This is a genomic window from Salinispora sp. H7-4, from assembly GCF_013416675.1.
GTDB classification, from domain to species: domain Bacteria; phylum Actinomycetota; class Actinomycetes; order Mycobacteriales; family Micromonosporaceae; genus Micromonospora; species Micromonospora vitiensis.
On the sequence record NZ_JABZED010000016.1, the window covers coordinates 256,021 to 278,799 of the forward strand.

Annotated in this window: 19 protein-coding genes, 1 pseudogene and 1 riboswitch; of the genes and pseudogenes, 16 read left to right on the forward strand and 4 right to left on the reverse strand. The window is 72.1% G+C overall.

Going from position 1 to position 22,779, the window contains the following annotated elements; translation table 11 throughout:
* Window positions 1-19 precede the first annotated feature (19 nt).
* The 5 genes from H0524_RS12220 (at window position 20) to H0524_RS12240 (ending at window position 4,746) form a co-directional block, all read left to right on the forward strand.
* Window positions 20-964, forward strand: coding sequence for a beta-ketoacyl-ACP synthase III (locus tag H0524_RS12220; protein ID WP_180198747.1), 945 nt, complete (start codon window positions 20-22; stop codon window positions 962-964).
* A gap of 74 nt (window positions 965-1,038) precedes the next feature.
* The gene (locus tag H0524_RS12225) at window positions 1,039-1,278 is read left to right on the forward strand and encodes an acyl carrier protein (RefSeq protein ID WP_012183711.1); all 240 of its coding nucleotides are present in this window, start codon (window positions 1,039-1,041) and stop codon (window positions 1,276-1,278) included.
* Window positions 1,279-1,280: 2 nt separating this feature from the next.
* A complete protein-coding gene (gene fabF / locus H0524_RS12230) occupies window positions 1,281-2,507 on the forward strand; it encodes a beta-ketoacyl-ACP synthase II (RefSeq protein WP_180198748.1) in 1,227 nt (408 codons plus the stop codon).
* A 20-nt stretch (window positions 2,508-2,527) separates the two neighbouring features.
* Window positions 2,528-3,952 (forward strand): carboxyl transferase domain-containing protein, encoded by a 1,425-nt coding sequence (locus tag H0524_RS12235; RefSeq protein WP_180198749.1) that lies wholly within the window; start codon window positions 2,528-2,530, stop codon window positions 3,950-3,952.
* 116 nt (window positions 3,953-4,068) lie between these two features.
* Window positions 4,069-4,746, forward strand: a complete 678-nt coding sequence (locus H0524_RS12240; RefSeq protein WP_180198750.1) for a lipoprotein — start codon at window positions 4,069-4,071, stop codon at window positions 4,744-4,746.
* Between the two features lie 37 nt (window positions 4,747-4,783).
* On the opposite strand, the gene H0524_RS12245 is transcribed toward H0524_RS12240, so the two are convergent.
* Together H0524_RS12245 and H0524_RS12250 are read right to left on the reverse strand one after the other, a co-directional pair.
* Complete coding sequence (locus H0524_RS12245) at window positions 4,784-6,520, reverse strand: glycoside hydrolase family 3 protein (RefSeq protein ID WP_180198751.1); 1,737 nt, start codon at window positions 6,518-6,520, stop codon at window positions 4,784-4,786.
* A 95-nt stretch (window positions 6,521-6,615) separates the two neighbouring features.
* Window positions 6,616-7,107, reverse strand: coding sequence for a DUF3145 domain-containing protein (locus tag H0524_RS12250; RefSeq protein WP_026323024.1), 492 nt, complete (start codon window positions 7,105-7,107; stop codon window positions 6,616-6,618).
* Window positions 7,108-7,419: 312 nt separating this feature from the next.
* Here H0524_RS12250 and H0524_RS12255 point away from each other — a divergent pair, with 312 nt between their 5' ends.
* The 5 genes and pseudogenes from H0524_RS12255 (at window position 7,420) to H0524_RS12275 (ending at window position 12,663) form a co-directional block, all read left to right on the forward strand.
* On the forward strand, window positions 7,420-7,749 hold the full coding sequence (locus H0524_RS12255) for a hypothetical protein (RefSeq protein ID WP_180198752.1): 330 nt from the start codon (window positions 7,420-7,422) through the stop codon (window positions 7,747-7,749).
* An 88-nt stretch (window positions 7,750-7,837) separates the two neighbouring features.
* Window positions 7,838-8,029 (forward strand): annotated as a pseudogene (locus H0524_RS12260) (alpha/beta fold hydrolase); the annotation flags it as partial.
* Window positions 8,030-8,130: 101 nt separating this feature from the next.
* Entirely contained in the window at window positions 8,131-10,248 is a 2,118-nt protein-coding gene (locus tag H0524_RS12265) for a UvrD-helicase domain-containing protein (RefSeq protein ID WP_180198753.1), read from the forward strand.
* Between the two features lie 207 nt (window positions 10,249-10,455).
* Entirely contained in the window at window positions 10,456-11,370 is a 915-nt protein-coding gene (locus H0524_RS12270) for a cation diffusion facilitator family transporter (RefSeq protein ID WP_180198754.1), read from the forward strand.
* Window positions 11,371-11,460: 90 nt separating this feature from the next.
* Window positions 11,461-11,592: riboswitch (cyclic di-AMP (ydaO/yuaA leader) on the forward strand.
* A 15-nt stretch (window positions 11,593-11,607) separates the two neighbouring features.
* Window positions 11,608-12,663 carry a hypothetical protein gene (locus tag H0524_RS12275; protein WP_309225085.1) on the forward strand — a complete coding sequence of 352 codons (1,056 nt, stop codon included), beginning with the start codon at window positions 11,608-11,610 and terminating at the stop codon, window positions 12,661-12,663.
* Between the two features lie 73 nt (window positions 12,664-12,736).
* Here H0524_RS12275 and H0524_RS12280 read toward each other — a convergent pair whose 3' ends face one another.
* A complete protein-coding gene (locus H0524_RS12280) occupies window positions 12,737-13,099 on the reverse strand; it encodes an STAS domain-containing protein (RefSeq protein ID WP_180198756.1) in 363 nt (120 codons plus the stop codon).
* A 541-nt stretch (window positions 13,100-13,640) separates the two neighbouring features.
* Here H0524_RS12280 and H0524_RS12285 point away from each other — a divergent pair.
* On the forward strand, window positions 13,641-14,189 hold the full coding sequence (locus H0524_RS12285; RefSeq protein WP_180198757.1) for a DsbA family protein: 549 nt from the start codon (window positions 13,641-13,643) through the stop codon (window positions 14,187-14,189).
* A 33-nt stretch (window positions 14,190-14,222) separates the two neighbouring features.
* On the opposite strand, the gene H0524_RS12290 is transcribed toward H0524_RS12285, so the two are convergent.
* Window positions 14,223-17,063, reverse strand: a complete 2,841-nt coding sequence (locus H0524_RS12290; protein WP_180198758.1) for a LuxR C-terminal-related transcriptional regulator — start codon at window positions 17,061-17,063, stop codon at window positions 14,223-14,225.
* Window positions 17,064-17,321: 258 nt separating this feature from the next.
* Here H0524_RS12290 and H0524_RS12295 point away from each other — a divergent pair, with 258 nt between their 5' ends.
* The 5 genes from H0524_RS12295 (at window position 17,322) to H0524_RS12315 (ending at window position 22,586) form a co-directional block, all read left to right on the forward strand.
* Window positions 17,322-17,705 (forward strand): hypothetical protein, encoded by a 384-nt coding sequence (locus H0524_RS12295; protein ID WP_180198778.1) that lies wholly within the window; start codon window positions 17,322-17,324, stop codon window positions 17,703-17,705.
* Window positions 17,702-18,874 carry an alcohol dehydrogenase catalytic domain-containing protein gene (locus H0524_RS12300; protein WP_180198759.1) on the forward strand — a complete coding sequence of 391 codons (1,173 nt, stop codon included), beginning with the start codon at window positions 17,702-17,704 and terminating at the stop codon, window positions 18,872-18,874. The genes H0524_RS12295 and H0524_RS12300 overlap by 4 nt, the downstream gene beginning before the upstream one ends.
* A 25-nt stretch (window positions 18,875-18,899) precedes the next feature.
* On the forward strand, window positions 18,900-20,069 hold the full coding sequence (locus H0524_RS12305) for a trans-acting enoyl reductase family protein (RefSeq protein WP_180198760.1): 1,170 nt from the start codon (window positions 18,900-18,902) through the stop codon (window positions 20,067-20,069).
* Window positions 20,070-20,165: 96 nt separating this feature from the next.
* Complete coding sequence (gene serS / locus H0524_RS12310) at window positions 20,166-21,449, forward strand: serine--tRNA ligase (RefSeq protein WP_180198761.1); 1,284 nt, start codon at window positions 20,166-20,168, stop codon at window positions 21,447-21,449.
* A gap of 147 nt (window positions 21,450-21,596) precedes the next feature.
* The gene (locus tag H0524_RS12315; protein WP_180198762.1) at window positions 21,597-22,586 is read left to right on the forward strand and encodes a zinc-binding dehydrogenase; all 990 of its coding nucleotides are present in this window, start codon (window positions 21,597-21,599) and stop codon (window positions 22,584-22,586) included.
* The last annotated feature ends 193 nt before the right edge of the window (window positions 22,587-22,779 follow it).

The following is a 22,779-nucleotide window of genomic DNA, read 5'->3' on the forward strand; positions in this document are numbered from 1 at the left end:
ATAGGGAAGGACAGCGTTGATGACGGGCAGCCGGATCGTTGCGCTCGGCCACTACCAGCCGTCCCGGGTGGTGACCAACGACGAGATCGCCCAGCTGGTGGAGACCAGCGACGAGTGGATCCGCGACCGGGTCGGCATCGTCAGCCGCCGGATCGCCGACGGCGAGACGGTCACCGACATGGCCGTCGCCGCCGCTGGCAAGGCGCTGGCCGGCTCCGGCCTGACCGCCACCGACATCGACCTCGTCGTGGTGGCCACCTGCACCTCGATCGATCGCAGCCCGAACGTCGCCTCCCGGGTCGCAGCCCGGCTCGGCATCACCGCGCCCGGCGCGTTCGACCTCAACACCGCCTGCTCCGGCTTCGCGTACGCCCTCGGCACGGTTGACCACGCTGTCCGGGCCGGCGCAGCGCGGAACGCCATCGTCATCGGCGCGGAGAAGCTCTCCGACTTCACCGACTGGACGGACCGTTCAACCTGCATCATCTTCGGCGACGGGGCGGGGGCCGCGGTGGTCACCGCCACCGGCGCGGATGAGCCGGCCGGCATCGGCCCGGTGGTGTGGGGTTCGGTGCCGGAGCGCGGCGACGCGGTCCGGATCGAGGGATGGCGCCCTTACGTGCGGCAGGAGGGACAGAGCGTCTTCCGCTGGGCCACCACCGCGCTGGCGCCGCTCGCACTCCAGGCGTGTGAGCGGGCCGGGATCGCCCCGTCCGAGCTGGCGGCGTTCGTGCCGCACCAGGCCAACACCCGCATCATCGACGGCATCGTCAAGCGCCTCGGCATCCCCCAGGCGATCGTCGCCAAGGACCTGGTCGAATCCGGCAACACCTCGGCGGCGAGCATTCCCCTGGCCCTGTCGAAGCTGGTGGAACGGCGCGAGGTGCCCTCCGGTGCACCAGTGCTGCTGTTCGGCTTCGGCGGTGGCCTGACCTACGCCGGTCAGGTCGTCCGCTGCCCCTGAGACCCGGTGTGCCGCGGCACACCGCCCTTCGCCACCGCGGCGAAGCAACCCCCCGATGAGAGGAACCAACAGCAATGACCCGTGACGAGATCACCACCGGCCTCGCCGAGATCCTCGAAGAGGTTGCCGGGGTGACCCCGGACGACGTGGCCGAGGGGAAGTCCTTCACCGACGACCTGGATGTCGACTCGCTGTCGATGGTGGAGGTCGTGGTGGCCGCCGAAGAGAAGTTCGGCGTCAAGATCCCGGACAACGAGGTGCAGAACCTGAAGACGGTCGGGGACGCTGTCAGCTACATCGAGGCGCAGTCCTGATCATGACCCACCCTGACGTCGTCGTCACCGGTCTCGGCGCGACCACCCCGCTGGGTGGGGACGTCGCGTCAACCTGGGACGCCATGCTCAATGGCCAGTCCGGGGTGAGCGCGCTCACCCCGGACTGGGCCGAACAGCTACCGGTCCGGATCGCAGCCCAACTCGCGGTCGACCCGGCTGAGCTGCTGGACCGAATCAAGTTGCGCCGGCTGGACCGCTCCGAGGCGATCGCGATCATCGCCGCGAACCAGGCTTGGGCGGATGCCGGTCTCGCCGACTCCGGGCTGGACCCGGAGCGGCTCGGCGTCAGCATCGGCTCGGGCATCGGCGGCGCACTGACCCTGCTCAACCAGGACGACATCCTGGAGGCCTCCGGCCCGCGGCGGGTCTCCCCGCACACCATTCCGATGCTGATGCCGAATGGCCCCGCCGCCTGGGTCGGTCTGGAGCTGCAGGCCCGCGCGGGCGTGCACTCGGTGGCCAGCGCCTGCGCCACCGGCGCGGAGGCGATCACCCTCGGCATGGACATGATCCGTGCCGGGCGCGCCGATGTGGTGGTGGCCGGCGGCACCGAGGCGGTCATCCACCAGCTGCCGATCGCCGGCTTCTCCTCAATGCGGGCGATGTCCACCCGCAACGACGAGCCGGAGAAGGCCTCTCGCCCCTGGGACAAGGCCCGCGACGGCTTCGTACTCGGCGAAGGCGCCGGAGTGCTCGTGCTGGAACGCGCCGACCACGCCGCAGCCCGCGGCGCCCACGTGTACGCACGGCTCGCTGGCGCCGGAATAACCTCCGACGGCTACGACATCGTTCAGCCGCACCCGGAGGGCGCCGGCGCGATCCGGGCCATCACGAAGGCGATCGCCGACGCGGACATCGACCGGGGCGACATCGTGCACGTCAATGCCCACGCCACCTCGACCCCGGTCGGCGACCTGGCCGAAATCAAGGCGCTGCGCCAGGCGCTGGGCGATCATCCCGTCCTGACGGCGACGAAGTCGATGTCCGGGCACCTGCTCGGCGCGGCCGGTGCGCTGGAGTCGATCGCTACGATCCTGGCGATTCGGGATGGTGTGGTACCGCCCACGATCAACCTGGATGACCCGGACGACGGTCTCGACCTGGACGTGGCCGCCAACAAGGCGCGCCACCTGGAGATCCCCGCTGCGCTGAACAACTCCTTCGGCTTCGGCGGGCACAACGTGGCTCTCGTCTTCACGCGGGCCTGAGACCAGCCTTGGAGGCTCACGTGACCACCACTGTTGCCGGCCCCGAAACCTCTACCGTGGACTATCGGGATCCGGAGCTGCGGCTCCGGTCCCTGTTCGACGCGGGCACGCTCCGCCTACTCGCCCCACGCGACAGCTCCGGTGTGCTCTGTGCCCGCGGCGAGATCGAGGGCACACCGGCCATCGCGTACGCCACCGACGCCACGAAGATGGGCGGCGCGATGGGCCTTGACGGCTGCCGCCACATCGTTGACGCGATTGACACCGCCGTCCGGGAGCGGGTGCCCGTGCTCGGGCTCTGGCACTCCGGCGGAGCCCGACTCGCCGAGGGCGTGGTCGCGCTCGACGCGGTCGGTCAGGTCTTCGCCGCCATGGTCCGCGCCTCCGGCCGGGTACCACAGATCTCCGTCGTGCTCGGTCCCGCGGCGGGGGGCGCCGCCTACGGGCCGGCGCTCACCGACATCGTGGTGATGAGCGGTGCCGGCCGGATCTTCGTGACCGGCCCGGAGGTCGTCCGCAGCGTCACCGGCGAGCAGGTCGACATGGCCCGCCTCGGTGGTCCCGAACCGCACGGCCGGCGCTCCGGCGTCGTCCACGTGACGTGCCGGGACGACGAGGAGGCGCTGGCACAGTCGCGCCGACTCGCGGCCCTCCTCGGCCACCAGGGCCGACTCTGCCCAGACGATGTGCCGGCCACCGCCGAGGACGGGCACGACCTGGCCGCGAAGATGCCGGCCGAGACCAACCGGGCGTACGACGTCAAGCCGGTGGTCAAGGCGCTGCTCGACGCGCCCGGTGTCGAGCTGCACGCCAGGTGGGCCCCGAACATCGTCACCACCCTGGGGCGGTTCGCCGGCCGGACGGTCGGCGTGATCGCCAACAACCCGCTGCGACTCGGCGGCTGTCTCGACGCATCCAGCGCCGAGAAGGCGGCCCGCTTCGTGCGGATGTGCGACTCGCTCGGCGTACCGCTGATCGTGCTCGTTGACGTCCCCGGCTACCTGCCCGGGCTGGGCCAGGAGTGGGACGGGGTGGTCCGGCGCGGGGCGAAGCTGCTGCACGCCTTCGCCGAGGCCGTCGTGCCGCGGGTGACGCTGGTGACCCGCAAGGCGTACGGCGGCGCGTACATCGCGATGAACTCCCGTTCCCTCGGCGCGACCGCGGTCTTCGCCTGGCCGAACGCGGAGGTCGCGGTGATGGGCGCCAGCGCGGCGGTGAACATCCTGCACCGCAAGAAGCTGGCTGCCACGCCGCCGGAGGAGCGGGAGGCGCTGCGCGCCGAGCTGATCGAGGAGCAGGTCCGGGTCGCGGGTGGCGTGAACCGGGCGTTGGAGATCGGTGTGGTCGACAACGTCATCAAGCCCGCCGAGACCCGCCGACAGATCGCTGAGGCTCTCGCGGCGGCACCGGCCGGTCGCGGCGCGCACGGGAACATCCCGCTCTAACAGATATCGGACAGCCCCCGGGTGCCGCCGACCGCGGTGCCCGGGGGCTGCGGTATACCTCTATCCCGGTGGGTAGCCGGCACGCTGCACAGTGTCGGTCCAATTCGATCCTGAGGATGTGTACTGTGCTGCGTCATCGTCTACCGGCCACGCTGGCCGTTCTCGCCCTCCTGGTGCCGGCCGGCTGCGGCGCGGCCGACGAGCCGGCCGACGCCGACTCGTCGGCCGAGAACACCGCCGTCGGCAAGCCCTGGTACGACGAGATCACCCCGGCCAGCGCCGACGGGGCCGCCGGTGGCGCGGACGGGCCGTGCCCGCTGCCGGTCACTTTCCCGGTCGCTGAGGGCTGGCAGGCCGAGACCGTCGAGGTTGACCTGACGACCGCCGAGGATCCGGAGTTGGCCGCCGAGATGGCGGCGATGATGACGCTGCGCGGTGGCGCCACCGTACAGTGCGAGGTGGGCCGCGGCCCCGGTGGCGGTTTCCTCCGGGTCTGGACCACCGAGCAGGGTGTCACGCCCCGGGCGGCCCTGGACGCCTTCCTCGCCGACACGTCGCTCGAGCAGGCCACCGAGGCGCAGTTCCGGGACCTGACCGTCGATGACCTCACCGGTGTGGAGGCGACCTGGGTCAGCAAAAACTCGCTTGACGAGGTCAACCGCGGCTGGGGAGCGGCCGTTTCGGCGAACGGGCAAGCCCTGCTGTTCGTGACCAACGAGAGCGTGTTCACCGACCGTTCCGACCTGTTGCCGGTGTATCGGTTGGCGGTACAGGGGGTGCGTACGGCGGGCTGACCGGTCCACCGACCGGGCCCCGGCCGATCGGGGTAACTCAGCTGCCGCAGGTCGTGGCGGGCAGGCCGGATACCGGCACCGGTGCGCGGCCGGCCGGGATGGCCTCGCCGGCCAGCACCTCGGCCAGCCCGGTCATCGACGCCGGGCTCGACGAGTAGGTCGCCAGCAACGCCGGGGAGTCCGCCTCGGCCAACAGGTACGGGGTGTCCATGGCGACGGTCACGGCAGCGTCGGCGCTCAGGTCGTCGGCGCTGTCGCCGTAGCCGACCAGGTGGACCACGGCACCGCCGGTGTCGGTTACCGGCACCCCGGCCGCGGTCAGCTTCTCGACCAGCATCGCCCGGGTGTGCTCCCGACCGTCGGAGGCGGTCACGGTGACCGGCCCGGAGACCGGGCTGTCACACGGGCCGCGCAGCGCCGTCACCGCGGCGGTGGCGAGTTCGGTGGCCGCCGCCTGGTGTGCCGGCGCGCCGAGGACGGCCAGTTCCGGGGTGGCCGCACCGGCCAGGGTGAACTTCATGGTCAGCACCCGGGTCACCGCCTCCACCAGCCGGGTTCGGGGCAGCGAGCCGTCGCGCAGCGCGGCGAGCAGCCCGTCGTACGCCTGGCCGACGTTCGGCGGCATGAGGATCAGGTCGTTGCCGGCGTTCAGCGCCCGGACCGCGGCCTCGCCGGGCGACCAGCGCTTGGCAGGGGCCATGTTCATCCCGTCGGTGATCACCACCCCCGGAAAGCCGAGCTCGCCGCGGAGCACCTCGGTGAGCAGGGTGTGCGAGAACGTCGCCGGGGTGCCCGGGTCTACCGCGGTGACGTCGAGGTGCCCGGACATCACGGCAAGGGCGCCGGCCTCGATGCCGGCCGCGAAGGGACGCCATGCCTCCAGCTCAAGCACGGTGCGGGGCTGCGGCAGCACCGGCAGTTCCTGGTGGGAGTCGGTGGCGCTGTGCCCATGGCCGGGAAAATGCTTCAGCGTTGCCGCGACGCCGGTCGCCTGTAGACCACTCACTGCCGCGCTGACCTGCTCGGCCACTGTCGACGGATCGGCGCCGTACGACCGGGACCCGATCACGGTGCTGGGGGTGACCAGCACGTCGGCGACGGGAGCGAAGTCCAGGTTGATGCCCATGGCGGCGAGTTCGGTGCCGGCGGCCCGCCAGGCGGACTCGGTCAGCCCGGGTTCGCCGGCCGCCCCCGCGGCCAACGCGCTGGGCAGCAGGGTGACCCCGTCGGTGATCCGGGTGACCACCCCGTACTCCTGATCGGTGCCGATCAGGAACGGCGCCTCGCCGGTGGCCAGGCCGGCGGCGGCGGACCGCAGCCCGGTGGTCAGCTCCCGGACCTGTTCCGGGTTGTCGACGTTGGTGGTCTCCTGGTTGCCGCTGGTCGGGTCGTCCGCGCTGAAGCCGACGAGGATGAGCCCGCCGAGGCGGTACTTCGCGATCATCTCGGCGGGGGTGTCGACGCCGGCCAGTTCCTGGTTGCCGGCGGCCGAGCCGGCCGAGACCTGTTCGGCGGCGGCACCGTAGGCGTACGGCATCAGCACCTGGCCGACGAGGTCCTCATCCGCCAGCGTGCTGGCCAGGGCGGCGGCCCTGGCCGCTGGATCCTCGACCGGGCCGATGGGCGACCGGCCGGCCGCCGGGCCACTCGTCGCCGGGGTCGACTGCGCGCGCCCCGGGCCACCGGTGCAGCCGGCAAGAAACAGGGCGGTGAGTACGGCCAGCGCGATGACCGCGACACCATTACGTCGTGCAGGTATCGACACGCGAGCCATCCCACTCTTTCGACGCTGGTTGGGGCAGGTCGACCCTACCCGCGCCGAATAGCCGCCACCGAAACACGTAGCGACCTCACCTTATGGGTTGGACCTCAGCCGACGCGGGTGAGCAGCGTCACCGGGGCCCCGTCACCGGCGTACCGGTAGGGCTCCAACTCGGTGTCCCAGGCCACCCCGAGGGCCTTCTCCAAGGCGTGGGCGAGGGCCTCGGGCGCCCGGGCATCCGCCATGATGCTGCGCAATCGGTCCTCACCGAGCTGAATGTCGCCGGCCGCGCCGACGGTTGCCCGGAAGAGCCCGCGGCCGGGGACGTACATGAAGCGTTCCCCATCCGCGCCGGGGCTCGGCTCCTCCGTGACCTCGAAACGGATCATGGGCCACTGCCGAAGGGCAGCAGCCAGCTCGGCGCCCGTTCCGGGGCGGCCGGTCCACCCGCACTCCGCCCGGCGGGCGCCGGGGTCAACGGGCTGAGCTGTCCACTGCAGGTTGACCGGCGCCGCAAGGACGCGCGCGATCGCCCACTCGACGTGCGAGCACACGGCGAGCGGGGTCGAGTGGACGTATACGACGCCACGCGTTGGCACGGTGACCTCCCGGGGAGCGAGGTGCGTCTTCCCCTACGACCTCGTCGCGCCAGGTGGCTACCGGGGCACATCATGACTGGTGTGACGGATGATGCGCTAGGGATTCGGAAAATCCGGGTCCCGGAATAGCCGGTCGGGTGAGCCCGTTGCACCAGCCCGAGGCGGTGGCCAACCCGGACCCCCGCTCGTGTACAGTTCCATTGGCGGCCTGTGCCGCGAACTTCTGCGCGGGATCACCCACCGGGTGAGGTCCGCACCAGCCCCCGGACGTCTTACCCGCGTCCTCACCGTACGTCTGCAAGGAGTACCTCCGTGGCGAGTAACACCTCGAAGACCGCGCGCGCGTCTGTCCGGGCCGGCCAGGCTGGCCAGGGTGGTGCCCTCAGCGTGCTGGGCGAGTTCAAGTACGTGATCCCGCTCAACGGCGGCCGGAACGCCTACGTGCGTAACCTGACCAACGGCAAGACCGAGCACCTGCGCACCGACTCCGACGCTTTCGTCGAGGAGATCCGGACGCTGGCCGCCGCGGGGCACGCCACCAAGATCCGGGCCGAGCTGAGCGCCCTCAACACCACCCACCCGGGTGACGGCTGGGACGCCACCGAGAAGCGCCTCGTCGAGGCCGGCGTCTTCGAGGGCTGACCCTCCCGCCAGCCAGCTGCCCCGCTCGGGGAGCGACGAACAGTGCGGCCCGTCGGGACATCCCGGCGGGCCGCACTGTTGTTCGGGTGCCGCCGTGCTGCCACACGGCTGGACGTTGAACGGAAGTATCTGGCACCGGCAGCTCGCCGAGTTACGAGACCGCTTCGGCACACAGGTACGGGTGGTGACCTACGACGCGCGCGGGCACGGGCGATCCAGCTGTATGACGCTGCCCACCGCCACCCTGGCCCAGCTCGGCGACGACCTCGCGGCGGTCGTCCGGTAGGGCCGCACCGAACCTGAAACTTACGGGACACGGCCGGGGCGTACCCTCGTGCGGTTGACCACCGCGCTGGTCACCGACGCCAGGAGGAACGAACGTTGACCGACCGGACCGAGCTGGAACAGGAGATCGCCGTCGAGCAGCGGCACCTGGACCAGGTGTACGCACGCCTCGCCGAACTGCGCCAGGCGGCGGTCCGCGCCGAGTCCGACGGCTACCGCCTGGCCCGGGTCGGCAACTTCGGCGCGCTGGTCGAGCGGGACGCGATGGTCTTTCACGCGGCGCAGCGCCGGCACCTGCTCGACGCTGAGCACGAAGGGCTCGTTTTCGGCCGACTCGACCTGCACAACCGGCAGGTGCTGCACGTCGGCCGCCTCGGCATCCGGGACGAGAATGCCAGGACGCTGGTGGTGGACTGGCGGGCCCCGGCAGCGGCCGCCTTCTACCAGGCCACCCCGGCACAGCCGCTGGGCGTGATCCGTCGCCGCATGATCTCCTCGAGCGGAGAGCGCGTCACCGGAATCGAGGACGACCTGCTGGACCCGGCTGCCACTCCGCCGGATATGACGACGGTCGGCGACGGCGCCCTGCTGGCCGCCCTGTCCCAGGCAACCGGACGGGGAATGCGGGACATCGTGGCGACCATCCAGCGGGAGCAGGACGAGGCGATCCGCTCGCCGGGCTCCGGTGTCACCGTGGTCTCCGGCGGCCCGGGGACCGGCAAGACGGCGGTGGCATTGCACCGCGCGGCGTACCTGCTCTACACCGACCGCAGCCGGTACGCCGGCGGCGGCATTCTGGTGGTCGGGCCGTCGGCCGTGTTCGTCGAGTACATCGGGTCGGTGCTGCCGTCGCTGGGCGAGGAGACCGCCACCCTCGCCGCGCTCGGTGGGCTCTTCCCGGGGGTCCGGGCGACCCGTACCGACCCACCGGAGGTCGCCGCGGTGAAGGGCTCGCTGCGGATGCGGCGGGTCTTGGAGCGGGCCGCCCGGGACGCCGCACCGGGCACACCGGACGAGCTGCGGCTGCTCTACCGGGGCGAGCTACTGCGGGTGACCCGTCGCGAGCTGACCGCGATCCGCGATCGGGCGTTGCGGCGGGGCGCGCGGCGCAACGAGGTACGCCGGGTCGGCTTCGACGGCGTCTTCGCCGCACTCTGGGCGCAGGCCCGGCAGCTGGGCATTCCCGGCCTGCCGCAGCAGCGGGCGTTCGAGGATGAGCTGGCCGACCGGACGGACTTCCGCGAGTTCCTCAAGGCGTGGTGGCCGCGGCTCCACCCGCGGCACGTACTCGGCTGGCTGGCCCAGCCCGAGCGGCTGCGCCGCTACGCCGCGGGAGTGCTCTCCGCCGACGAGGTCCGCCTGCTCAGCGAGGCGTACCGGGCCGGGGCCGCCCTTGGATTGACTGTGGCCGATGTCGCGCTGCTCGACGAGTTGGATGCCCTGCTGGGCAAGCCGATGAAGCCGGCCCGTCCTCGGCGGGACCCGTTCCAGCTGGCGGGTGGGGTACGCGAGCTCAGCACGTTCAGCGATCGGCAGCGCGCCGCCCGAGCGGCGGCCCGGGAACGCCCCGAGGACTATCGCGAGTACACGCACGTGGTGGTGGACGAGTCCCAGGACGTGTCGCCGATGCAGTGGCGGATGATCGGCCGCCGGGGGCGGTTGGCCTCGTGGACCGTCGTCGGCGACCCCGCGCAGACGGCGTGGACCGGCGACCCGGCGGAGTTGGCCCAAGCCCGCGACCAGGCGCTCGGCCGACGCACGCGGCACCACTTCACCCTGACCACCAACTACCGCAACCCGGCGGAGATCTTCGCGGTGGCGGCGGCCGAGATCCGGCGGGTTGATCCGGACCTCCCGCTGCCGACCGCCGTCCGCTCCACCGGGGTTGACCCGGTGCGGCTGAGCGTGCCGCCGGCTGAGTTGGAGACCACCGTGCTGGCGGCGGTCAACACCCTGCTCGCCGAGGTCCCCGGCACGGTCGGCGTGGTCACGCCGGTGCCGCGCCGGGCCGAGGTCGCCGGGTGGCTGGACGGGATCGACGCACCCCGGTTGCAGGTGGTGACGAGCCTGGAGGCCAAGGGCATGGAGTACGACGGCGTCGTCCTGGTCGCCCCGGGCGAGATCCGGGCGGAGCCGGGGTCGGGCGTACGGACGTTGTACGTCGCGCTGTCCCGCGCCACCCAACGGCTCACCACGGTTGACCTGTCCGGTTGAGCCGGGTTCGACCGGTTCGCGCCGCCCGGTGTCACCGCCCGGGACATCGCCACCCGGTGCCACCGTCCGGGGCGGGGGCCGACGGGGTGTCACCGCTGGTCGCGGGTCCGCGGCACGACTCAGAGCGATTTCCCGCAGATAGCTATACACATGGCAATGTGAACATAGGTTGGGTGCAGGACCGGACAGCCGGCGGAAGGTGTCCGAGTGGGTGCAGCACATGACCACCACGGGGCGGTGGCCAACGCGGGGCAGCGGCATCGGGGGCGCCTCTGGGCGGCCTTCGCCCTGCTCGCCGCCCTGATGGTGACGGAAGCGGTGACCGCCGTCCGCACCGGATCTCTGGCCCTGCTCAGCGACGCCGGGCACATGTTCACCGATGTCCTCGGCATCGGCATGGCCCTCGCCGCGCTGACCGCCACCCGGCGCCGGGACAGGGACCCGCAGCGGACCTTTGGGCTCTACCGGCTGGAGGTGCTGGCCGCCCTCGCCAACGCCCTGCTCCTCTCCGCCGTCTCGATCTATGTGCTGGTGGAGGCCGTCCGCCGGTTCGGTGATCCGCCCGAGGTAAGCACGGGGCCCATGCTGGTGGTGGCCATCCTGGGCCTGCTCGCCAACATCGTCGCCTTCGCGCTGCTACGCCCGGGCGCACAGGAGAGCATCAACATCCAGGGCGCCTACCTCGAGGTGCTGGGCGACCTGCTCGGCAGCCTCGGCGTGATCGCGGCGGCACTGGTCATCGCCGGCACCGGCTGGTGGTGGGCCGACCCGCTCGTCGCGGTGGCGATCGGGCTGTTCATCCTGCCGCGGACCTGGCGGCTCGGCCGGGCAGCCCTACGCATCCTGGTGCAGGCCGCGCCGGAACACCTGAAAGTCACCGCGGTGCACGACCGGCTGGTCGCCGTATCCGGGGTGAGCGACGTGCACGACCTGCACATCTGGACCCTCACCTCCGGGATGGAGGTAGCCTCCGCGCACCTCACCATCGACCCCGCCGCCGACCTCGGCACGGTCCTCGGAGCCGCCCGGTCCGCGCTGAAGGAGGACTTCCGAATCGAGCACGCGACAATACAGGTCGAGCCGGCGCCAACCAGTGGGGACTGCGGTTCCGTCGGGTGGTAGTAGTCCCTGATCAACTGCCGGGTAAGCCCGACTCAGGAGCACCGGTTAGGCTCTGAGCCGGCCTGCGCCAGGCGGCACCCACCGGTGCCGGCGGGGCCGCCGCCTAATCGCCCGCCAGGGTGAGCCGGGGAACCAGGTACCCGGGGTGCATCCGCGTCAGCGGTAGGGATCTTCCGTCCCGAACCCGTCAGCTAACCCGGTCGGCGGTCGACGGAAGGACATCTACATATGCCAGCAGTGGCACCCGTACGACACCGCGCCGCCCGGGCGGCGGCACTGATCGTCGTGGCGCTCACCCTCACTGTCGGCCTCGCCCCGGCCGGCCCCGCGGCAGCCGCTCCCCCCGCCCGGCAGGTCGCGGTGACCGACGATCCGGAGGGCGGCACCCCCGCCCTTCGTGCCGAGCTCGAAGCAGCCAGCAAGGGATACCTGGACGCCAAACAGGCGCTGACCGAGTCGGTGCAGCGGCAGCAGCAGCTCACCGCGAAACTCAAGACCACCAAGACCGAGCAGGCCGAACGCACCGAGCTGGTTGAGCAGATCGCCGACCAGGCATATCGGACCGGTCCACTGCGCACGGCGTCGGTGCTGCTCGACAACACCTCACCGGCGAACTTCCTGGACCGCGTCGCGACGCTGGAGGCGATGGCCGCCAACGAGAACCGAGCTCTAACCGAATTGCAGCAGACCCAGGAACAGATCGCGCAGGACACCCGCGCGGTCGAAGCGGAGATCATCGAACAGCGCAAGCAAGAGGCCCGGATGGCCAAGCGCAAGCAGCAGGCGGAGCAGGCGCTGACGGTCGCCAATGAGCAGGCCAGCGCCGCAGCCGCAGCCACAGCCACCACCCAGAACTCGACCCAGGCAGCTCCGGCCCCGCGCAACCCGGACGGCTCCTGGCCGGCCGAAACCTGCAGCGTCAATGATCCCACGCCGGCGGATGGTTGCATTACCCCGCGAACGCTGCATGCGCTGAACGAGACCAAGGCGGCCGGCTTCACCCGCTATGTGTCCTGCTATCGCCCCGGCAGCTCCGGTGAGCACCCAAAGGGCCGGGCCTGCGACTTCGCCGCTCAGCAGGACGGCTTCGGCGGAGATGCCACCGGCGACGACCGGACATACGGCAACAACCTGGCGGCGTTCCTGGTGGACAACGCCGACCAACTCGCGGTGCTATACGTGATCTGGTATCGGCAGATCTGGCTGCCCAGCAGTGGGTGGAAGTCGTACAGCGGGGCCGCCGGCGACCCCTCCAGCGACCACACAAACCACGTGCACCTGTCGGTCTACTAACCCGGGTGTGCGGGCCGGGAGCCGCCCGCGGGCGAACAGCTCCCGGCCCGCACACCGCCGGAGCACGAGCTGGTCAGCCCCCCGGCAGGACCTCCGGGGCCGGCGCCTGCGCGAAGTAGGGCTCGGGGGCGCCGAAGAGGCCGAGTAGGCCAGCGACCCAGAGCTGCCGGTGTACGAATCGGCTCGGCTCGGTCACCACCAGCCGCACACCGCTCACCTCGGCGGTCTGGAAGCCGGCAACCATCGCGCTGATGCCGACAGAGTCGATGAAGGTCACCAGCCGCATGTTCAACTCGATGCGGCGAGGATGGCTTTTGGCCAGGGCCTCAGCCACCGCCTCACGCACCTCGTATGCGGTGTCGACGTCGATCTCACCACGTGGTGAGATCTCCACGACGCTCCCGGGTAGGACCGACTTTACGATCGACAGGCTCACGCGAGCACCTCCACTCGCCCGTCACAGGCGCCTCATCAGTACGCAGGCCGCGACCGAGAGTATTCCTCCCACACACTCGGTCGCCACCCCCTGGGATGAGTAGTTCTTGTGGTTCGAATGCCAGGTCAGCCTTATCCGAATATTTCACCCTTCGGTTACGGGGCTGCCTTTACGGGAACAGCCCCCAACGCGAACAGCCCTCATCCGGAAAGGTTCTCCACCTGAACAGTTACCCACCTGAACAGTTCTCCACCCAAACAGTCAAGGGCCGGAGTACCCGAGACCCGAAACAGTCACGGCCCAATGTAGCGGCCCGATGCGACGAAAGGCGGAGACCCCAGGCCACCCGGCGTGGTCGTCCAGCACGCGCCCAGCCGGCACTCCCGGCCCCACAACCGCCTCGTCGCGCCGGCGCCGCGGGGTCGGGAACCATCCGGGCCGGGTGAGCCCTCCTCACCCCGCTGCCGGCGACAGTGGGAGGCATGACCGATCCGAACGTGCCGGCCCAGTCGGCACGCGGCAACCGTTTGGTGGTGCGGTGATGACGACCCCACACCAGGTCACCCCACTCCTCCGAACCCCGGTGACGGAGAGCGACCACATCCGGGGACCGGTGGACGCGCCGGTGACCCTCGTCGAGTACGCGGACTTTCAGTGCCAGTTCTGCGGGGTGGCCTACGCCAACCTCGCCGAACTGCTCCGACAACGGGCCGACATGGTCCGGCTGGTCTATCGGCACTTCCCGATCTCCAACGTGCACCCGTACGCGGACAACGCCGCCCATGCCACTGAGGCGGCCGGCGTCCGAGGCCGGTTCTGGGAGATGCACGACTGGTTGTACGAACACCAGGACCAACTCGACCCGGTGCACCTCTCGCTCGGCGTCGGACAACTCGGCCTCTCCGCCGCCGAAATCGACGCTGAGACGGATCAGCAGGCCCACGGCGACCGGGTCCGGCGGGACTTCGTCGGCGGCATCCGCAGCGGCGTGCAGGCCACCCCGACCCTGTTCGTCAACGGTGCCCGACACAACGGTGGATACGACCTCGCCGACCTGCTGGCGGCGGTCGACGCCGTCGACCGGGGATGACCGGCGCCGCGGCGGTGCGGTCGACGCCGCCGATCAGATCAGCCGCAGTTCCCGGGCCCGCCGGACCGCCTCCCGGCGGCGGGTGGCGTCGAGTTTGCGATAGATGTTGCGTACATGGGTTTTGACCGTGTTGATCGACAACGACAGCTCGGCCGCGATCTCCACGTTGGAAAGGATGCTCTGCAGGTAGCGGAGGATGGTCACTTCACGCTCGGTCAGTGGCTCGGCCAGCTCGGCCAGCGCGGCCCTGGCCGGCCCGAACCGTTCGTCCGGCTCCTCCGCCCCACGGACCAGGTCACTCACGGCCGACCAGTGCGCCGTGCCGGTATCCAGATGCGCTGCCAGCAGGTCGCGGATCGCCGGATCGGCGCGGGTGAACGGCCGCCGGACCCCCTCCGCTTCGGCCAGGTCGAGGGCGGCCTCCAGGCTCCGGTGCGCCCGTCGGCCATCCCCCACCTGCTCGGCCAGCACCACGTGCAGCACCGCGGCCTCCACCCGCACCGGTAGCGGCCAGTCCGCCGCCTCGGGCGCCTGCCAGTCGGGCAGGACGGCCTCGGCCGTCCGGATATCCCCGGCCCGGAACTCCACCCGAGCAAGGCCCACCGCGAGTTCGGGGCCCGCCCCAACCAGCAGCTCGCGGGCGGCGTCCAGGTCGCCCCGGACCGCATGCAGGTCAGCCTCGGCAGCCCGCAGCCACCGCTCCAGCTCCCCCCGCGGACCGCCCGACTGCTCCCGCGGACCACCCAGCCGCTCCCGGGCCGAGACGAGCAGCCGGTAGCCACCCGTGCGGTCACCGGCGTCCCGCAACAGGTGGGACCGGCACCACGCCACCATCGCCCCGGCGGCGGGCTCCCCGGTCGCCGGCTCCGCCAACGCCAGGTTCGCCGCCGCCTCCTCGGGTTGGTCCCGCAGCAGCGCCACCACCGCCAGCGCCAGGTAGGCGTACCCGCGGTCGGTCCGGCAGGACCACCCCTGGCCGGGCGGAAGGGCGAGCGCCGAACGGGCCCCCGTCTCCGCCTGCCGCAGGTCACCGCGGACCGCGCGCAGCAGCGCTACCCGGCTGGCACCCGTCAGCTCGGTTCGTACCCACCCGGCGGTCCGGGCGGCCCGGGAGGCCGCCGCCAGCTGCCGCTCCGCACTGCCCAACTCGCCGACCGCGACATCGACCAGGCCGAGCGCGGTGCCCGCCACCGCCCACCCGTCGGCATCCTCGACGGTGGTCCCGCGCGGTTCGGCGGTGGCCAGTAGCTGGTCCTGTCCCCCGGATGCCCCGGTCACCGGATGGGTGGCGAGCAACCGGGCGGCAGCGGCGCGTACCGCCGGAATGTCGTCGGACCAGCGGGCCACCGCGAGCTCCACCGCGGCGACCAACCGGGCAAAGCGCTCCCGGCGCGGCACCGGCAGCTCACTCACCGCCCCGGCTGACCGCAGATACCCCTCGGCGGCCGACAGGTCCCCCGCGTACGCCCGTTCCGCCGCGCACGCCAAGGCCAGCTCCGGATCCCGCGCCAGGGTCTCGGCAGGTGGTGGCGGTGGCGCGGTCGAACCCTCCCGGTCGTACGGCGCCAGCTCCGGCCAGGTCGTACGGAACAGCTCGGTGGCCCCGGACCAGTCGCCGCCCCGGAGCGCGTGCCGCAGGCCGTCGGCGGGCCGCCCGTTGTCGGCGTACCAGCCAGCGGCGCGCCGGTGCAGCTCCCGCGCGTCAACGGCGGGCAGCCGGGCCAGCTCGTCGCGGAGCAGATCGGCCAGCAGCGGATGGCAGCGGTACCAGGGGGGCTGGCCGTCGTCGTGCCGCAGTACGCCGCCGACGCCCGCCAGCTCGGCCAGCCTCGCCGCAGTGTCCGGGCGGCCGGTCACCGCGTCGGCGAGGCCAGCGCAGGCGGCGTCCGCCACCGCCGTGCTCCGCAGCAGCTCCCGGTCGTCCGGATCCAGCCCGCCAAGGACCTCCTCCCGCAGGTAGCCGGCGATGTCCGGCTGGTCACTGCCGAGCTGCCCCACCCACCGGGCCGGGTCCGACTGCCCGGGCAGGGCGAGCGCGGCGAACCGGAGCATCGCCGGCCAGCCACCGGTGCGCTCGCGCAGCCGCTGGACCCCCTCCACCGGAAGGGCCGTCCCATGTGCGGTCAGTAGGTCGGCGACCTCGTCGCCGGTGAAGGCCAGGTCGTCTGGACCGAGCTCGGCCAGCTCGCCGGCCAACCGCCACCGGTGGACCGCCAACGGCACCCCGGCACGAGCCCCGGCCACCAGACGCAGCCGCTGCTCACAGTGGCGGAGCAGGAACTCCAATCCGGCGACCGCCGCGGGGTCGGTGATCCGGTGCAGGTCGTCCAGGACCAGCAGCACCGGCCGCTCCCGGGCGGCAAGTGCCGCGGCCAGCACCTCCAGCTGGTCCGGGCGCGGCAGACCGTCCAGCGCCTCCGACCGCAGCGGACCGTCCAGGGCCTCCGACCGCGACGGAGCGGGCCGCAGCGCCGCCGCCAGGTACGACCAGAGACGTTCACCGTCGTCACCGACCTCCACCGAGACCCAGCCCAGGTCCGGCCGGTCCCGGCCGGACCCCGCTTCCGACGGGTCCGGCGCACCCGCCCCGACCTTCGGCGGCGACCCGACACGACCCCCGGCGGCGGCGCCGGTCACCGGACCGCCCCGCACCGGATCGCCGCCGGTGGCGGCCTGATACCAGGAGGTGAGCAACGTCGTCTTGCCCCAGCCCGCCGGCGCGGCGACAAGCGTCACCGGTACGGCGGTCCCCTCGTCAAGCTGCCGTAGCAGCCGGGGCCGCAGGACCACCGGTCCGGGCAGTGGACCCGGGGTCAGTCGGGAGGCCAGTAGCGGCGCACCGGCTCCCGTGGTCTGCCGTCGCTCCTCCGGCATCGGCCCACCCCCATCGAACACGTTCTCCCCAGATCCGCGGTTACCCGGCCGGTACCGGTTCACCCCTTCCGGGGGAACCCGGTTCACCCGGGCTGAGCCGACGCTGGGAAGAGTGGCGTCGGCGAGGGGGACGGCACCCGGGCAACAGACGGACCGGGTGCTGGACGGATGGGGGCACCGGGCTGTACCGGTACCGAACGGATCCGACGGGAGGCACGGGTGAGACACCGTACGAGACGGGCCGGGACCGCTGCCGGGATGCTGGCGAGGCTCGCCGGTGCCCGACGACGGGTTCACCCGGCCGACCCGCATTCCGGTGCCCCGCCGGCCGGTGGTTGGGAGGTGGTGACGATCAACCGACCGCCCAACGAGGTACTGCCCGGCGGGCGACGGCCGGAGCCGCTACGCCAACTCGGCCGCGCCATCCAGGTGGACGTCTGGCCCGCGCCAGCGGGCCGGGGCACCGAGCTGGCGGCGCGGATCCGTCCTGGTGCGACCCTTCCGGGCCTCGCCGCGCATGTGGCCGGCGACCACCCCGACCGGGTGGTGCGGACCGCGTTGCGACAGGCCAAGCAGCTCGCCGAGACCGGGGAGGTGCTCCGCGCCGACCGCTCGCCGATCGACCGGGGGTTGGCCGGATGAGGGCGCTGTGCTGGACGGGCGCCGGCCGGGTCGCGGTCCGGCAGGTACCCGATCCGGAACTGCGCAACGGCCACGACGCCATCGTGCGAGTACGCCTGAGCGCCACCTGCGGCGGGGACCTGCCCCTCCTGGCCGGCCGGGCACCGTACCCGGCCGACGGGGATGTGCTCGGACACGAGTTCCTGGGCGAGGTCGTCGAGGTGGGACCGCAGGTACACCGGCACCGGGTCGGCGACCGGGTGGTGGTCAGCTCCACTGTGGCCTGCGGCTCCTGCTGGCAGTGCCGCTCCGGCGCACCGTGGTGCTGCGACAACGGGAACCTGGTGCCGGAGGCGAGTGAGCTGGCGTACGGCCAGGCCGTGCCCGGCGCCTTCGGGCGACCCACCGCTGCGGGCGGGTTCGCCGGTGGGCACGCCGAGTACGTCCGCGTCCCGTACGCCGATGTCGGTGCGTACGGCATCCCGGACCCGGTGAGCGACGAACGGGCGCTCTTCGCCGCGGACGCCGCCCCCGCCGGTTGGCTCGCCGCCGAGCTGGGCGGGGTCCACCCGGGAGCCGTGGTGGCGGTCTGGGGTGCCGGGGCGGTCGGTCAACTCACCGCCCGCGCGGCCAGCCTGCTCGGCGCCGACCGGGTGATAATCCTGGATCCGCAGGAGGAACGGCTGCGGATGGCACGACGGCACACCGGCGCGGAGACGGTCGACCCGCGGCACGCGGACATCCCCGCCGAGCTGCGCGAACGAACCGGCGGGCGGGGGCCGGACATCTGCGTGGAGGCGGTCGGACCGGCCTGGGACGGACGGCCGCGTTCCCTGGCCGAGCGGTTCACCGGCGCGGCGGAGCGCCCCCCGGCGGTCCGCGAGGCGGTGCACTCCTGCCGTAAGGGCGGCACCGTGGTCGTACTCGGCGAGTTCACCGGGCAGGTGGACGCCTTTCCGCTGGACGCGGTCGGCGCCAAGGGATTGCGGGTGCGGGGTGCGCGGCAGCACGGGGCGGGGCGGGTGCCGACGCTGCTGAAGCGGATGGCCCGCGACGAGTTACGGACCGAGCACCTGGCCACCCACCGGCTGCCGCTGGAGGAGGGTGCGCGCGGGTACGCGCTGTTCCGGGACCGACGGGACGGCTGCGTCCGGGCCGTCTTCAGCCCGGATCTGCCCCCTGCCGGATAGCCGGCTCAGGTGGCAGACTCGGCAGATGCCTCCGGAGCGGACGTACGACCTGGTCCTGTTCGGCGCCACCGGGTTCACCGGGAGCCTGACTGCCGAATACCTGGCCCAACACGCGCCGCCCGGGCTGCGCTGGGCGCTGGCCGGGCGGAACCCGGACAAGCTCACCGCCGTCCGGAGCCGACTCGCCGCCATCGACTCAACCCTGGCCGAGCTGCCGTTGCTCACCGCCGACGTCACCGACCCCGCGTCGCTGCGGACGGTGGCCGAGCGCGCCCGGGTGGTCGCCTCCACCGTGGGCCCGTACATCCACCACGGCGAGCCGCTGGTGGCGGCCTGCGCCGCGGCGGGCACCGACTATCTCGACATCACTGGCGAACCGGAGTTCGTCGACCTGATGTACGTGCGACACCACGAGACGGCGGTCCGCACCGGCGCCCGGCTGGTGCACACCTGCGGTTTCGACTCGATCCCGTACGACCTGGGTGTGTGGTTCACCCTCAAGCAACTCCCGACGGGGGCGCCGATCAGCGTTGACGGCTTCGTCCGGGCCGGGGGGCGCTTCTCCGGCGGCACCTACCACTCGGCCCTGACCGCGTTCTCGCGGACCGGCGAGACGAGCCGGGCCGCCGCGGCCCGGCGGGCGGTCGAGCCGCAACCGGAGGGCCGACGGGTCCGGGCGGTGTCCGGCCGGATCGCCCGCTCCCCCGAGCTCGGCACGTGGGCGGTGCCACTGCCGACGATCGACCCCCAGGTGGTCCGCCGCTCGGCAGCCGCCCGCCCGGAGTACGGGCCGGACTTCCGCTACCGGCACTTCGCGGCGGTACGGCGGCTCCCCACCCTGCTCGCGGGGGCGGCCGGGATCGCCGCGGTGACGGTGCTGGTGAAGCTGCCGCCGACCCGGCGCTGGCTGTTCGGTCGGCTCAGCCCCGGGCAGGGCCCGAGCCCCGAACGGCGGGCCCGCTCCTGGTTCCAGCTGCGGTTCCTGGCCGAGAGCGGCGGGCAGCGGGTGCGCACCGAGGTGGCCGGTGGTGACCCCGGCTACGACGAGACGGCGAAGATGCTCGCCGAGTCGGCGCTCTGCCTCGCCCTGGACGACCTGCCCGCGACCACCGGCCAGGTCACCCCGGTCACCGCGATGGGCGATGCCCTGCTGGAGCGGCTCCAACGCGCCGGCATCACCTTCCGCGTGCGGTAGCCGGAGCCGACGCTGAGGGCAGGCCGGGGGCGGTGGGCCCGCGACGGTAGCATCTGGTGGTCCACCTGATACCCGGACGGAGGCGTACGGAGCAGCATGCTCGACATGGAGTTGATCCGGAAAGACCGCGACGCGGTGGCGTCCGCGCTGGCCAAGCGACTGGACCCGGCGGAGGTGAGCCAGGCGCTGGACGAGCTGTCGCAGCTGGACCAGCAGCGGCGCAGTCTGATCTCCGAGATCGACGGCGAGCGGCAGCGCCGCAAGGCGGAAGCCCGGGCGTACGCGGAGGCCAAGCGGGCCGGCCGCGAGCCGGAGCCGACGGTGGCCGAGGCCGGTCGTCGGCAGCTCGCCGATTTGGAGACCGAGCTGGGCCAGGTGCAGGACCAGCTCCGGGTGCGGATGAGCGAGCTGCCGAACCTGCCCGCCGAGGACGTGGTGCCCGGCGGCAAGGAGGCCAACCGGGTGGTGAGGACCTTCGGCGAGCCACCGGCGATCGAGAAGGTGCGCGACCACGTCGAGTTGAGCCGACGGTTGGGCCTGGTCGACCATGAGCGGGGCGTGAAGCTCGGCGGCTCCGGTTTCTGGATGTACACCGGCCTGGGCGCCCGGCTGGAGTGGGCGCTGGTCAACTGGCTGATCGACCAGAACATCGCGGCCGGCTACGAGTTCCTGCTCCCGCCGCACCTGCTGCTGGAGACCGCCGGCTTCGCCGCCGGGCAGTTCCCCAAGTTCTACGACGACGTCTACCACCTGGGCCGGCAGTCCGCCCCCCGTGGTCAGTTCCTGCTGCCGACCGCCGAGACGGCGATCCTCGGGGCGTACCAGAACGAGATCCTGGACACCACGAAGCTGCCGCTGAAGGTGTTCGCGTACACCCCGTGCTACCGCCGGGAGGCGGCCGGGTCGCACTCGGACGAGCGCGGCACCGTGCGCGGCCACCAGTTCAACAAGGTGGAGATCTTCCAGTTCGTCCTGCCGGAGCAGGCCGACGCGGCGCTGGAGGCGATGGTCACCCACGCCGAGGGCCTGGTGGAGCGGTTGGGCCTGCACTACCAGCGCAGCCTGCTCGCGGCCGGCGACTCGAGTGCCGCGATGCGCAAGACCCTCGACATCGAGGTCTGGATGCCGAGCACCGGTAAATACAAGGAGGTCTCGTCGGTCTCCTGGGGCGGTGACTACCAGGCCCGACGGGCGGCGATCCGCTACCGCGAGCCGGGCGGCAAGCAGACCCGGTTCGTGCACACGCTGAACGGCTCGGCGCTGGCCACCAGCCGCCTCTTCCCGGCCATCCTGGAGCAGTTCCAGCAGCCCGACGGCAGTGTCCTGGTGCCGGAGGTGCTGCGGGACCGCCTCGGCACCGACCGCCTCACCCCGCGCTGAGACCGCCGGATCACCGCCGCCGACCATGCCGGGCACAGGCCCCGGCGTGGTCGGGCCAGAGCCGGCAGCGGTGGGCTTGACCTCAACCGAGGTTTAGGTTGAACCCTGGTCGGGATGCTGTCTGTCCCAAAGGGGTGCTACTTACACATGCGCGCAATCCAGGTAACCGCGTTCGGCGGTCCAGAGGTGCTGTCGCCTGCGGAACTGCCCGACCCGGCGCCCGGCCCCGGCCAGGTTGTCGTCGCCCTGGCCGCGGCGGACGTCATCTTCCTCGACACCCTGCTGCGCAGCGGCTGGGGACAGGACTTCTTCCCCCGCACGTTGCCCTATGTGCCGGGTGGCGGCGGAGCAGGCATAGTGGTGCGGACCGGCGACGGGGTGGACCCGGCATGGATTGGTCGGCGGGTGGTCGTACAGACCAGCACCGGCTACGCCGAACGGGTCGCCGCGCACATCGAGGAGATCCTGCCGGTTCCCGACGGCCTGGCCATCGAGGCAGCCGCGGCACTGGTGCACGACGGCGTGACCGCACTCCGCCTGGACCAACTGGGCACACCACGAAAGAGAGAGTGGGTACTGGTCTCCGCTGCCGCTGGTGGAGCCGGATCACTGCTGGTGCAACTAGCCGTCAACGCCGGAGCGCGGGTGGTAGCCGCCGCTTCCACCGACGCCAAACTGGCGCTGGCCCGCCAACTGGGTGCGGAGATCGCTATCGACTACACCCGGCCGGACTGGATCGATCAGGTGCGGGAAGAAACAGGAGGCGGTGTCGCGCTGGTCTACGACGGGGCTGGTGGCCCAACCGGCACGGCCACCCTGGATGCGGTCGCCGACGGCGGACGGCTCGTCACCTACGGCACCGCCGACGGCCTCGCAACCCCAGACCCCGATGTGGCCGCGGGCCGCGGCATTCGGATATTCGCACCGCTGTTGGACGGCCCGCCGGACCGACAGACCGTACGCGAGCTGTTGGGCCTGGCCCTGGAACGGACCACGCGGGGACGCATGCACCCGATGATCGGCGCCACCTACCCGCTGGAACGGGCCGCTGACGCCCACCGCGCACTGGCCACGCGCGCCACGGTCGGCAAGTCACTGTTGCTGATCGACCACCAGTCGGGGCGATCGACCTCTTAGGAGCTGGCGGGACCACATGTGTCGGACCGCTTCCCAGGGGTGCCGCTTTCACGCCTGACGCCCCCGGCGACTGCCGGGGGCGTCAGGCTGTGGTGGATCGGTCAGCCGAAGCAGGTGGGTACGGGGTTGGGGCTGCCGGTGCAGTTGGTGGGTCGGTTGTTGATGATGGTGACCTTGCCGAAGACGTTGATCA

Excerpts from the sequence above, each read along its gene's own strand:
- H0524_RS12315 (WP_180198762.1), top strand. The coding sequence starts at position 21,597 with ATGCGCGCAATCCAGGTAACCGCGTTCGGCGGTCCAGAGGTGCTGTCG.
- serS (WP_180198761.1), top strand. The coding sequence starts at position 20,166 with ATGCTCGACATGGAGTTGATCCGGAAAGACCGCGACGCGGTGGCGTCC.
- H0524_RS12245 (WP_180198751.1), bottom strand. The coding sequence starts at position 6,520 with ATGGCTCGCGTGTCGATACCTGCACGACGTAATGGTGTCGCGGTCATC.
- H0524_RS12305 (WP_180198760.1), top strand. The coding sequence starts at position 18,900 with ATGCCTCCGGAGCGGACGTACGACCTGGTCCTGTTCGGCGCCACCGGG.
- H0524_RS12220 (WP_180198747.1), top strand. The coding sequence starts at position 20 with ATGACGGGCAGCCGGATCGTTGCGCTCGGCCACTACCAGCCGTCCCGG.
- H0524_RS12295 (WP_180198778.1), top strand. The coding sequence starts at position 17,322 with ATGCTGGCGAGGCTCGCCGGTGCCCGACGACGGGTTCACCCGGCCGAC.
- H0524_RS12225 (WP_012183711.1), top strand. The coding sequence starts at position 1,039 with ATGACCCGTGACGAGATCACCACCGGCCTCGCCGAGATCCTCGAAGAG.
- H0524_RS12285 (WP_180198757.1), top strand. The coding sequence starts at position 13,641 with ATGACGACCCCACACCAGGTCACCCCACTCCTCCGAACCCCGGTGACG.
- fabF (WP_180198748.1), top strand. The coding sequence starts at position 1,281 with ATGACCCACCCTGACGTCGTCGTCACCGGTCTCGGCGCGACCACCCCG.
- H0524_RS12300 (WP_180198759.1), top strand. The coding sequence starts at position 17,702 with ATGAGGGCGCTGTGCTGGACGGGCGCCGGCCGGGTCGCGGTCCGGCAG.
- H0524_RS12240 (WP_180198750.1), top strand. The coding sequence starts at position 4,069 with ATGTGTACTGTGCTGCGTCATCGTCTACCGGCCACGCTGGCCGTTCTC.
- H0524_RS12290 (WP_180198758.1), bottom strand. The coding sequence starts at position 17,063 with ATGCCGGAGGAGCGACGGCAGACCACGGGAGCCGGTGCGCCGCTACTG.